We start from the raw sequence: 12,649 nt of genomic DNA, 5'->3' as shown, positions 1-12,649 counted from the left end.
ATTCTCAGTTGCAACAAGAAGGGGGGCGGACGATGACGCCAACAGACAAACTTATCGTGCCTGTACTTTTGTCGGGGGGCACAGGTTCACGGCTATGGCCGCTCTCCCGAGAGGCTTATCCGAAGCAGCTTCTGTCGCTGCTCGGCGAAAAGACGTTGCTGCAGCAGACGGCGCTGCGGACCTCGGACAACACGGTATTCGCAAGCCCCATCGTGGTTGCCAACGCCGAGCATCGTTTCGTCATCGGCGAGCAGCTCCGCGAGGCCGGCGTGGATAACGCCAAAATCATTCTCGAGCCGGTCGGACGGAATACCGCCCCGGCCGTCGCCGTCGCCGCGTTGATCGCGATGGAGCGCAATCCAGATGCGATCATTCTTGCGACTCCCGTCGATCACTGGATCGGCAATCGCGCAGCTTTTCTTCAGGCTGTCCAGACCGGACGGCAGGCTGCGCAATCCGGCAAGCTCGTGCTGTTCGGGATGCGCCCGACCCATCCGGCAACCGGATTCGGATACATCCGTGCGGGCAACGAACTTTCAGGGGACACTGCGATTCACGCGGTATCAGGCTTCGTTGAAAAGCCTGACGCTGCAACAGCCGAGGCCTATCTGGCGGATGACAGGTATCTATGGAACAGCGGCATTTTCCTGTTGCCGGTAAAACAGTTGATTGAAGAACTACAAGCGCATGCACCGGAAGTTCTGGCCGCGGCCCGTGACGCGATCTCGGACGCGACGACCGACTTCGATTTCCTTCGCCTCGATGCAACAGCCTTTGGCCGCGCGCCTTCAATCTCCATCGACTATGCGGTGATGGAACACACGGAGCAGGGTGCCGTCGTCGCCGCGGATTTCGAGTGGAACGACATCGGAAGCTGGTCGGCGCTCTGGAGCGTCGCCGCGAAGAACCCGGCCGAAAATGTCGAAATCGGCGATGTCGTCTCGGAAGATTCCAAGGGGTGTTATCTGCGGGGGGAGGGGCCGCTCGTCGCGGCACTCGGCGTCGAAAATCTCGTTGTCACCGCGACGCCGGATGTGGTGCTGGTCACCACGCGTGGCCGGGATCAGGACGTTGGAAAACTCGTCCAACGACTCAAGGCGAACGGACATCAATCGGCAACGCAGACACCGAACGTACATCGCCCGTGGGGTTATTATCAATCGATCCATGCCGGTGAGCGGTTTCAGGTAAAGCGCATCACCGTCAATCCGGGCGCGAAGCTCTCACTGCAGAAGCACTATCATCGCGCCGAGCATTGGGTCGTCGTCAACGGCACGGCGATCGTGACGCGTGACGACGAGGAAATCCTGCTGCGGGAAAATGAGTCGGTTTTCGTGCCGCTCGGCTGCATGCATCGGCTCGAAAATCCGGGGAAGGTACCGCTCAACCTCATCGAGGTGCAGTCCGGCGCTTATCTCGGCGAAGACGACATCGTGCGCGTTCAAGATATTTACGCGCGTGTCTGAGGCAGTGAAGGAAGCCGAACATGCAAGTCACTCAGGCAACCAAGCGGGCCGTCAAGGACGCATTTCCGCAACTATGGCTGCGCTGGCATTTCTCGCGGCGGCCGAAATCGGCCGAGCGCGAGTTGCTTTATTTGCACAAGATAATTGGAGCGAATTCAATCACGGTCGATGTCGGCGCAAACTGCGGGCTTTATACGCGTGAGCTCGCCAAAATATCCAACCGCGTTCACGCGTTCGAGCCCTCGCACGAAATGGCTTCGCTGCTGCGGCGGACCTCGGCATCGAATACAGTCGTGCACGAGATGGCATGCTCAGATCGGGCGGGGCATACCGCGCTGTTCATCCCGGACGGCGATCATGGGCCGGTCTATGGTCTTGCCTCGCTCGAGCGACATGGCAATACGGACACGCCTGAGGCCTCCTGCCATTCAAGACCCGTCAGAACGGCCCGGCTCGATTCAATGGTCGAAGACGACGTCGCATTCGTCAAAGTCGATGTCGAAGGTCATGAGTTGCGCGTCCTTTACGGCGCGTCCGGACTGATCGACCGCTGCCAGCCCATCTTCCTGGTCGAGGCAGAGGATCGCCATCGCGACATGGCTACCAGCTCTGTCTTCGATTTTTTCAAGGAGCGCGCCTATCACGGCTTCTATCTCGAAGACGACCGTATACATCCCGTCGAGGAGTTCGATCCCACTCGGCTCCAGAACGCTTCGGCGCTTCTGTCAGACGGCGGCCGCAAGGACGGACGTTCTTACGTCAACAACTTCTTCTTTTTTCCCTCCCGCATGAACGGCCAGGCCATCCTGCAAAACGCCATTCGTTAACAGCATCAAGGCCGTCTCTCATGGGCGGCCATCATATCGGGGCAATTCTCAATGCGTATCGCAATGATCGGCGCCGGCTATGTCGGCCTGGTGTCCGGCGCGTGCTTTTCCGACTTCGGCCATCAGGTCGTGTGCGTCGATACCGACACGGCCAAGGTCGACGCTCTCAACAGCGGTCAAATTCCCATCTTCGAGCCGGGTCTCGACGCACTCGTCGCGCAGAACCGGAAGCAGGGCCGGCTGAGCTTCGTCAGCGATATAGGGCAAGCTGCGAAGGACGCGGACGTTATCTTTATCGCCGTCGGCACGCCGTCGCGCCGGGGCGACGGCCACGCGGACCTGAGTTACGTCTATACAGCGGCAAAAGACATCGCAGCATCGCTAAACAAATTCACCGTGATCGTGACGAAATCCACGGTGCCGGTCGGGACGGGCGATGAGGTCGAAACCATCATCCGCGAAGCGCGCCCCGATGCGGAATTCGCCGTGGTCTCAAACCCGGAATTCCTGCGGGAAGGGGCCGCCATCCGCGATTTCAAGCACCCGGATCGCATCGTCATCGGCACCAGCGATGAGCGCGCCAAGAAGGTCATGGGCGAGGTTTACCGCCCGCTTCACCTCAATACCTCGCCGATTCTCTATACTGACCGGCGTACCGCCGAACTCACCAAATACGCGGCGAATTCCTTCCTTGCCACAAAGGTCACTTTTATCAATGAAATCGCTGACTTGGCGGAAAAAGTTGGAGCTAATGTTCAAGATGTGGCGCGCGGAATAGGGCTCGACAATCGCATCGGCATGAAGTTCCTCCACGCTGGCCCGGGCTTCGGCGGATCGTGTTTTCCAAAGGATACGATGGCGCTCATCAAGACGGCGCAGGACAATGAGGCGCCGCTCCGCATCATCGAGACGGTCGTGACCGTTAACGATCAGCGCAAACGCGCAATGGCCCGCAAGGTGGCCAATGCATTTGGCGGCAATCTACGTGGCAAAGCCGTCGCGGTACTTGGCGTCACGTTCAAGCCGAATACCGACGATATGCGCGACGCGCCGTCGATTCCCTTGATCACAGCCTTGCAGGACATGGGCGCCGAGATCCGCGTTTTCGATCCGGTCGGCATGGACCAGGCACGGAAGGTCTTCGACAACGTTACGTTCTGCGACAGCCCATACGAATGCGCCAAGGCGTGCCACGCGCTGGTCATCGTGACGGAATGGGAGCAATTCCGGGCACTCGATCTGAAGGCGCTGTCGGCGACCATGGCGACGCCGGTCGTGGTTGATCTACGAAACATCTATTCGCCGGATGAAGTGACCAAAAGCGGGCTTCTGTATTGCGGCGTCGGACGGCCGCAGCCGGCAGGTTATTAGAGCGCTTAGGCAGACAACGAAGCAGGCAGAGCAGCGTGAGTGACCATCAAACGCGCCCGCTGCAGCACATCTATAATTCGCATAAGGTATATTATGGAATATAAATATAGCTTCGTTTCTTTGCTTTTGGCATTCTCTGGAAGCAGCAGCCAGCGTTCTGGATAAGCCCTTTAAAGCGGCTTTCGCTGTTGCGCGTTGCGCTTCCACCGCGTGGGTATGACGCTAGCCGCATCGGCAGCCTCGGTCATGATGTAGGATATTTTGCTTGGTTCAATCCAATATCCCATAAGGTCTAGGCCTTAATCTGGATTGATGTGCTCAAGAAATCGCTGCAAGCATCGGCATAACAACGACATTTGCGTTTGATCGGCAGACTGGATGAGACGGCCGCCCAGTTCCGACAAGCTGACTTCGATTGCTTTGACGGCGTTCTGTCTAAAACGGCATTCTGGCTCAACTTCACAATAAGTCTGCCCATGGGATAGCACAGATCAATCCGCTAAACCTGGAACACAGCGCTGACGCTCGTAGAGGACTTAATGCGGTTCGAGACCGGTGGAGGTCTTCGGGTAGAGGGCTATTCATGTGCGTCGCCCTTGCTCGAACCGCGCCGTACAGGCCAGACAAGCTTCGCCACGACTCCTTGGGTCTCTCCTCCAAAATGAACTCTTCTGCCGGCCGTTCTATGCGATCTTCGATCCCCAATGACGCGGCGAGCGGCGCTCTCGGCAGCGGATGCAATCAGGGGCGATATCGACCCGGAGACTGGTAACACCGTCGTATAGATCAATGTCGGGGCGTACCTGACGAAAATCCTCCCTGTCTGAGATTCTCGATTCTTGTAAATAACAAACATGCTCCGGTGGAAGTAGCGCGGATCACCCGATCAGGGGCCGCACGCAAGTGCCATCTCGCGAGCTACCTACTTGTAAGTACCCCGCACGCGTTCGTTGCCCGAGCACGCCGCTCACGGTGGTAATCCGGTTTAGTCCTGAGTCAGCATTTGCGGCTGCGCTATAGTCCTATCCAGCCGGTTGTCTGGCCCATCAGGAACAGCAGAGAGACATCAGAACAACAAAAAATCAGCTGGGAGAGGAACAACGGCTGCGTTCATCGTGATCCGCACCGGCCACTCGTTCTCTCGCAATGTCCAGTGCCTGACTGTCTCGAGTAAACGCCAGCGGTTCATTTGTCTGGAGTAACGCGTATGGCTTTGTTGCAGCGATTGATTTCTTTCAAGCCTTTGCTCGCATTGCGTCCTACCACCGGATCTGTCCTACGCATTGCAGCTGACGCCGGTTCATTATGGACGGCATTTCTAATTGGCTGGCTCTTCATAGAAGACCGCAGTTACGCCGCTCTTCTCACCCAGCAATCAAAACATATCTTCCCGTTCCTTGGCATTTTCTCGCTTCTTACCTTTATCGCTTATGCGGATTCGGGCCTCTACACCTGCCCGCACGACTATTCTCTTGCGACAAAAATCAGCCGCATCATCCGGATCAATCTCGTGCTGCTGATCCTTGCGATCATCGCTCATGTATTCGCACCGTCCTCCTCGGGTCTCACCCCACGGCTCTTGTTGACATCCTTCTCGGGTGCAGCGCTCTTCGCCTGCCTTGCGCGCGTCATCTCATTCGTCCTGCGCTCGGAAGACCACGAAATCATTCTGCCTGCCGAGCTCCGACATCCCGATGAGTCGCGCATCTTGGTGATCGGCGGCGCTGGCTATATTGGCTCCGCGCTCGTTGAAAAGCTGCTGAGCCTTGGCAAACACGTCACCGTTCTCGACGCGCTGCATTACGGCGATGAACCACTCGCACGCGTTGCCGGACATCCAGGGCTGACGGTCATCCGGGAGGATTTTCGGCACATTGAAGCCCTTACGCGGGCGATGAGCGGCATGGGCGTGGTGATCCACCTTGGCGGTCTCGTCGGTGATCCGGCGTGTGCCGTTGATCCGGAACTCACCGTCGACATCAATGTGACTGCGACCAAACTGGTCGGCGAGATCGCCAAGGCATGCGGCGCGAAACGTTTCATCTTCGCGAGTTCGTGTTCGGTCTACGGCGCCTGCGATGAGACAGTGGACGAAACGTCTCACTTCAATCCGCAGTCGCTCTATGCCCGTAGCAAGGTCGCCTCCGAAGCTCTGCTCGGCTCACTTCATAGCGACGATTTCGCCGTGACCTGCCTACGCTTCGCCACGGTTTATGGCATTTCCGGTCGCACGCGATTTGATCTCGTAGCCAACCTTCTTTGTGCAAAGGCTATCCGCGACGGCGTTATCACCGTCTTCGGGCCAGACCAGTGGCGGCCCTTCGTACATGTCGACGACGTGGCAAGAGCTATTGTGACGACGCTCATGGCTCCGGTGGAAGTCGTTGCAGGCGAGGTCTTCAACGTCGGCAGCGATGCTCAGAACTATACGCTCGGCCAGCTCGCGGCATTCATCAAGGCGCAGGTGCCGGATGCCACGATCGTTTCCGATGACGGTGCGGTCGACAAGCGCAACTACCACGTGTCGTTTGAGAAGATCCGCAGCCAGCTCGGCTTCGAACCGGCATGGACGCTGGAACGTGGCATCGCGCAGGTCATCGCGGTCGTGCGTTCGAACCAGGTTGGGCATTACTCCCTGCCGACCTACAGCAACGTCCTCTATTTGAAGGAATGCGGTAGCCAGAGCTTCGGCAGCTTCAAGATCACCGGTTGGGAAACCGAATATATGAGCATCGATCATCTCGCGCCCAGCCACGGGCCGAGGCCAGCCGCTGCAGCTTAAGGGATGTTGCCATGCGCTACCAGGACGCTCAGCACATCCGTACTTCAAAGCTTGGCAGCCCCCCGCTCGTCGCTCCACCCGTTCAATCGAAGGTCTATGCACCTCCGGCCAATATTCCGTTCTTCCGTCCCGTCATTTCTGAAGACGAGATTGAGGCCGTAACAGCCGTGCTTCGCTCTGGATGGTTGACTACCGGCGCCAAGGCGCACGAGTTCGAACAGAAATTCGCAGCCTTCCTCGGAGACGGCGTAGAGGCTGTGGCCGTTAACTCGGCAACCGCCGGACTTCATCTCACCGCGGAAGCTTGTGGGATCGGCCCCGGAGATGAAGTGCTAGTGCCAACCCTGACATTCACTGCCACCGCCTCAGTGATACGCTACCTCGGCGCAGAAGTTGTTCTTGTCGATGTCGATCAGAAAACGCGCACGATCAATCTCGAAGACGCTGCACGTCGCATTACGCCACGCTGCAAGGCGATTATTCCGGTCCATTTCGGAGGCTTTCCTTGCGATACGGCTGCCGTGCTCGACTTCGCCCGCCGCCATCATCTCCAGGTCATTGAGGATGCCGCGCACGCCTTGCCTGCGCATCGATCAGGCCGCCCGGTCGGCTCCTGGGAAACGGACGCCAGTGTGTTCAGCTTTTACGCTAACAAGCCGATCACGACGGGCGAAGGCGGCATGATCGTAACCCGCAACCCGGACATCGCCGCCCGCGCGCGCGTCATGCGGACCCATGGTCTCAACCGCGATGCGTTCGATCGCTTCAGCAAGGTCGGAGCCTCCTGGGCATACGACGTGGTGTCGCCGGGGTTCAAATACAATCTCACCGACGTCGCCGCCGCCATCGGCGTGGTTCAGCTCGGCCGCGCCAACACCCTGCAATCCGGACGTCAGCGCGCCGCCAAACGTTATCTGAAAAGGCTCACCGGCCTGCCGCTCGATTGCCCCACCCCGGCTCCTTCGGACAGCCTTCATTCATGGCATCTGTTTCCTGTTCGACTCCACGAGACCGCACGCATCAGCCGCGACGACCTGATCGCGGCTCTGACCGCACGGGGCATCGGCACATCGGTTCACTATCGGCCACTTCACCAGATGACCTACTGGCGGCAGCGTTACGACTTCAAGCCGAACGAGTTTCCAGAGGCCGACCGCTATTTCGCTGGCTCGGTGTCATTGCCGCTGTTTCCCGCCATGGCCGACGAAGAGGTCGACCGGGTCGCCGATGCATTGCAGGAACTGCTGGAGTAACCCGCCATGCTCGCTTGCGACAGCCCTCCCGCGGTAACGATGCCACCCATCACAACACTCAAAATTAAACGCGCTATCGATGTCGCCGGTTCGATGCTTGGACTGGTTTTGCTATCTCCGTTGTTCCTCCTCCTCGCGATCGCGATCCGGATGGAAACGCCGGGGCCGGCCTTCTTCCGGCAGACGCGGGTCGGACTGAACGGCCACCCGTTTAAAATTTATAAATTCCGCTCGATGAAGGTGGCAAAAGCGCCGCGTTGCGCACCCCTGACCGTGCGTGCGGACAAGCGGGTGACCCGAATCGGCGCATTCTTGCGAAGAACGAAGATCGACGAACTACCGCAACTCATCAACGTCCTCGCGGGCGACATGTCGTTGGTTGGCCCCCGCCCCGAGGTTCCGGAGTTCATGGAATTTTTCTCTCCCGCTCAACGCGCCGTTCTCCTTTCGATGCGCCCAGGCATGACAGATTATGCCGCGATCCTGTTTCGCAACGAGAGCGACCTGCTCGATCAGGACAAGGACCCGGTGGCGATCTACCGATACAAAATCCTCCCGATCAAGTTCGGCTATTACGAGCGCTACAGCCACGAGATCAGCGCAACCAATGACCTGCGCATCATTCTGGCGACGATCTCCCTGCTCGCCATCGGCCACATCCCAAAGATACTGGGAATTGCCTCCGAACTCCAAGACCCCATCGCGCAGGAAGGGCACGCCGCCACATAGCTGCATACTTTCGGCAACCGACGACACCACCGGAGACTCGCTGACGGGCTGAACGCGGGAGCGTCACATGAGCACGACCTCAAAAATAGACACGCTCTTCTCCGGAATCTCGAACACATCGAGCTATCCGCCGCACAATGGCCTCGCCGTCGGGCCTAACAACATCGTGATGGCGGAAGGCTCTCGGATCGAATGGACGAATCTCACGGGTGGGGCCGCCACAGTTCAGTCTGTCTATAGCTTCTTCTCATCGCTCGGAGCGACGGCAACCAATTCGCTCTACGATCCGCGCTGCATTTACGACAGCGCCAGCGGCCGCTTCATCATCATTATGGAGAACATCGGCTCTAACGGAGCCATCAGCAATATCGACGTCGCAGTTTCGAAAGACTCCAATCCGAATGACGGCTGGTATTTCGCATCGCTCAACACATCACTGACCATCAACGGACAACTGACCTCGTCCGATCGCCCCTCAATCACCGTCGATGGCAGCAACATCTACATCACGGCTCCGCAATATAACGTCAACGTTTCGGGATACGCAGGAACCGAGACGTGGGTGATCGGAAAGACGGCCGGCGCCGGGGGCGGCCTCTATAACGGCGGCACAATGACGGTCGTCGCCAACCAGATTACCCCCTCGAACCAGGGTGTTTTCACCGTCGCCACAGGCAGCAACGGAACGACTTATTACGCGTGCGACTATTCGACGGGCAGCCAGATCGTCGCGGTCGTGCAGGCCTATAACGCCACCACCAACACATTCGGCCCCGCAACGACCATTGCGCTCGGTAATATCGACCAGGGCGGCACCTACACAGCTCAACAGCAGGGCACCAGCTTACTGCTCGACGCCGGCGACAAGCGTATCCAGAGCCTTCAGTACGCCAACGGCTTTCTTTGGGGCGTCTGTGAGCTGAAGCCGATTGGCTCCAGCGTACCGCTCGTTCATTGGTTCAAAATTGACGTCAGCAATCCGAACAGTCCGGCACTCGTTGCCCAGGGAGACATATCCGGCGCATCGCTCGGGGCCAATGTATCAACCTTCAACGGTTCTCTTGCCGTGGACGGGGCCGGTGATGTCCTCATCAACTTCACCGCCAGCGGCCCGAATATGTATCCCTCCGACTACTATGTTTACGAAGCCGCCTCGGCGCCGACGGGTAGCTTCAGCTCGCCAATTCTCTATCAGGGGAGCACGGGCTTCTTCAACTCCGGCAATGGTTCGAGCGTGCAGCGCTGGGGCGCCTACTCGACAGCGATCCCCGACCCCAACAATCCGAACGCGTTCTGGATATCCAACGAATACGTCGCGAGCGGATGGTGGCAGACCGCCGTCTCACAGGTTGAAGTCACCAACTCCGCCAATCCGACGGTTTCGTCGATCGCAACATCCGGCATAGGCATCACCAACGGCAATGGTGATCTGAATGCCGGCAAGACCGTGACACTGACCGTCAATTTCAGCAGCGCGGTTACCGTCAACATCGCAGGCGGATCACCGACCCTGACACTCAGCGACGGCGGCACCGCAAGCTATGTCGGCGGCTCAGGCAGCAGCGCCCTCGTCTTCAGTTACGTCGTTGCGCCGGGCCAGAACACACCCGATCTCACGATCTCGTCCGCAGCCCTGAATGGCGCAACAATTCAGGATTCGCTCGGCAACAATGCCGACTTATCCGGCGCAGTGAATTACAACCCGGCCGGAACACTGCAGATCGACACCACGCCACCGGCCGCCCCCACGGGCCTCGCCCTCGATCCGGCCACCGACAGCGGAATGAAAGGCGATGGAATCACCAATGTCACGCAAGTGACTATCGACGGCACGGCCGAGCCCGGCAGTACCGTGACCTTGTACGACACCAATGACACCACCGTGCTCGGTACAGGAACGGCCAATGCCACCACGGGCGCCTTTGCCATCACCACGACCGCGCTGTCGAACGGCGTTCACGACATCACCGCAACCGCAACGGACGCCGCCGGAAATATCAGCGCATTTTCGGCGGCTGATTCGATCACCATCGACACCACGCCACCGGCGGCTCCCACGGGCCTCACTCTCGATCCGACCACCGACAGCGGCACGAAAGGTGATGGAATTACCGATTTCAGCCAGGTGGAGATCGATGGCACGGCAGCCCCCGGCAGCAGCGTGACCTTGTACGACACCAACGGCACCACCGTACTCGGCACGGGAACGGCTAATGCCACGACGGGTGCATTCAGCATCACGACTTCGCCGCTCTCCGTCGGAACCCACAGTATCACAGCCAAAGCAACGGATGTTGCAGGCAACACCAGCTCCCTCTCGGCACCTTTCGTGGTGACCGAGACCGCAGCCCCGCCCCCCGCGACACCGGAGATCGAGACGCAGTTCTCCGGTATTTCCGACCCATCCAGCTATCCGCCGCACAATGCACTCGCCGTGGGATCAAACTATATCTTGATGGCGGAAGGCTCAAAGATCGAATGGAGCAACCTGACCGGCGGTGCTTCGACGACACAATCGGTCTACCAGTTCTTCAAGTCCCTCGGATCAACGGCGACGAATGCCCTGTTCGACCCGCGCGCCGTCTACGACAGCGTGAACGGCCGCTACATCGTCACCATGGACAACATCGGCTCCAATGGCACGGTCAGCAATATCGATATAGCGGTTTCAAAGGACTCCAACCCGAACGATGGCTGGTATTTTGCCTCGCTGAACACCTCGCTCACCCTCAATGGAAGTTTGACAAGTTCGGATACACCCGTGGTTTCCGTCGACGGCTCCAACATCTATATCACCGCGCCGCAGTATAATGTCAGTGGTGGCGGCTGGCAGGGAACTGCCGTGTGGGTCATCGGCGATATCGCAGGCGCAGGCGGCGGCATCTACAACGGCGGAACGATGACGGTTACGGCGAGTGAAGTGACCTCCCCGAACCAGGGCATCTATCGCGTCGTGGCCGGCGACAACGGCAACACCTATTACGCAAGCAGCTATTCCACCGGCGGCCAGATCGTCGTGACCCTGCAGGTCTACAACGTGGCGACCAAGACGTTCGGACCGGTGAGCACGATTGGACTTGGCAACATCGATCAAGGTGGCTCTTACACCGCACAGCAGCTTGGAACGAGCCTGCTTTTGGATGCGACGGACAAACGCGTTCAGAATCTCGCCTATTCCAACGGCTTTCTCTACGGCATCACCGAAGAAAAGCCGGTCGGGTCGAGTGTCCCGCTGGTTCACTGGTTCAAGATCGACGTCAGCAATCCAAACAGTCCGACGCTGGTGGCGCAAGGCGACATCTCGGGCGCTTCACTTGGCACCAATGTCGCCACCTTCAACGGCTCAATCGCCGTGGATGGCGCCGGTGATGTCCTCATCAACTTCACCGCCAGCGGTCCGAACATGTATCCCTCGGATTACTATGTCTACCAGTCGGCGGGCAACAGCGCGGGCGCCTTCAGCGCGCCGATCCTGTATCAGGCGAGTTCCGGCTTCTTCAACTCGGGTAACGGATCCAGCGTTCAGCGCTGGGGCATTAATTCGACCACAATCGCCGATCCGAACAACGCCCATGGATTCTGGGTTTCGAACGAGTATATCGCGAATGGCTGGTGGCAAACGTCCGTCACCGAAATCAGCATCCAGCCATCGCTGGAGACCCCTACGCTTACGCTCGGCAGCACCGCTTTGACGGTGAATGCCGGGGGATCGGTGGCACTCCCAGTGAACGTCACTGGGTTCGATGCCGACGACACGGTCACCGTCGCGATCGGCGGGCTGGCAAGCTATGAGACAATCACCGACACGCTCGATAAGAAAACTTTCAGCGGCAGCTCTGTCACGTTGACGGCAGCGGAGGTCAATAGTGGCCTGTCACTGCAATCCACCTACGGTGGCACAGACCATCCGGTGAATACGCTGACCATCACCGCGAGCAATACGACAGCCGGAGAATCCGCGACGTCGGCGCCTCAGACGATCACCGTTACAGACCCTCCGGCGACCCCCGCTATGATCTGGAATAACTGGAATCAGCACAGTTCTTCATTCCAGCATCTCACGGCCCTGATGGAGCAGTACATGGCCACCGGATTTCACGAAACTAACAGCAATGGATTCGGCTCGGCCGGCCATTCGCCATCAAGTCATTTCGAGTTTGAAGGATTTCCATTTCTGGCCACCTCCCACCATGCTTGACGCTGCAGAAAGAACAGACAAAC

Annotated in this window: 7 protein-coding genes; all 7 read left to right on the top strand. The window is 58.6% G+C overall.

Annotation, left to right across the window (positions count from 1 at the left end):
- Nucleotides 1-32: 32 nt before the first annotated feature.
- Entirely contained in the window at nt 33-1,466 is a 1,434-nt protein-coding gene (locus tag HMPREF9697_RS04030) for a mannose-1-phosphate guanylyltransferase/mannose-6-phosphate isomerase (protein WP_002715876.1), read from the top strand.
- Between the two features lie 20 nt (nt 1,467-1,486).
- Nucleotides 1,487-2,293 (top strand): FkbM family methyltransferase, encoded by an 807-nt coding sequence (locus HMPREF9697_RS04025; protein ID WP_002715875.1) that lies wholly within the window; start codon nt 1,487-1,489, stop codon nt 2,291-2,293.
- 51 nt (nt 2,294-2,344) lie between these two features.
- The gene (locus HMPREF9697_RS04020) at nt 2,345-3,664 is read left to right on the top strand and encodes a UDP-glucose dehydrogenase family protein (RefSeq protein ID WP_002715874.1); all 1,320 of its coding nucleotides are present in this window, start codon (nt 2,345-2,347) and stop codon (nt 3,662-3,664) included.
- 1,207 nt (nt 3,665-4,871) lie between these two features.
- Nucleotides 4,872-6,446, top strand: coding sequence for an NAD-dependent epimerase/dehydratase family protein (locus HMPREF9697_RS04015; RefSeq protein ID WP_002715873.1), 1,575 nt, complete (start codon nt 4,872-4,874; stop codon nt 6,444-6,446).
- Between the two features lie 11 nt (nt 6,447-6,457).
- A complete protein-coding gene (locus tag HMPREF9697_RS04010) occupies nt 6,458-7,699 on the top strand; it encodes a DegT/DnrJ/EryC1/StrS family aminotransferase (RefSeq protein WP_002715872.1) in 1,242 nt (413 codons plus the stop codon).
- Nucleotides 7,700-7,705: 6 nt separating this feature from the next.
- Complete coding sequence (locus HMPREF9697_RS04005) at nt 7,706-8,428, top strand: sugar transferase (protein WP_002715871.1); 723 nt, start codon at nt 7,706-7,708, stop codon at nt 8,426-8,428.
- A 67-nt stretch (nt 8,429-8,495) separates the two neighbouring features.
- Nucleotides 8,496-12,626, top strand: a complete 4,131-nt coding sequence (locus tag HMPREF9697_RS04000) for a beta strand repeat-containing protein (RefSeq protein ID WP_002715870.1) — start codon at nt 8,496-8,498, stop codon at nt 12,624-12,626.
- The last annotated feature ends 23 nt before the right edge of the window (nt 12,627-12,649 follow it).

This window comes from Afipia felis ATCC 53690 (assembly GCF_000314735.2).
Taxonomy (GTDB): domain Bacteria; phylum Pseudomonadota; class Alphaproteobacteria; order Rhizobiales; family Xanthobacteraceae; genus Afipia; species Afipia felis.
This window is presented reverse-complemented; position numbering and strand designations above follow the sequence as displayed.

Excerpts from the sequence above, each read along its gene's own strand:
- HMPREF9697_RS04005 (WP_002715871.1), top strand. The coding sequence starts at position 7,706 with ATGCTCGCTTGCGACAGCCCTCCCGCGGTAACGATGCCACCCATCACA.
- HMPREF9697_RS04030 (WP_002715876.1), top strand. The coding sequence starts at position 33 with ATGACGCCAACAGACAAACTTATCGTGCCTGTACTTTTGTCGGGGGGC.
- HMPREF9697_RS04015 (WP_002715873.1), top strand. The coding sequence starts at position 4,872 with ATGGCTTTGTTGCAGCGATTGATTTCTTTCAAGCCTTTGCTCGCATTG.
- HMPREF9697_RS04020 (WP_002715874.1), top strand. The coding sequence starts at position 2,345 with ATGCGTATCGCAATGATCGGCGCCGGCTATGTCGGCCTGGTGTCCGGC.
- HMPREF9697_RS04025 (WP_002715875.1), top strand. The coding sequence starts at position 1,487 with ATGCAAGTCACTCAGGCAACCAAGCGGGCCGTCAAGGACGCATTTCCG.
- HMPREF9697_RS04010 (WP_002715872.1), top strand. The coding sequence starts at position 6,458 with ATGCGCTACCAGGACGCTCAGCACATCCGTACTTCAAAGCTTGGCAGC.
- HMPREF9697_RS04000 (WP_002715870.1), top strand. The coding sequence starts at position 8,496 with ATGAGCACGACCTCAAAAATAGACACGCTCTTCTCCGGAATCTCGAAC.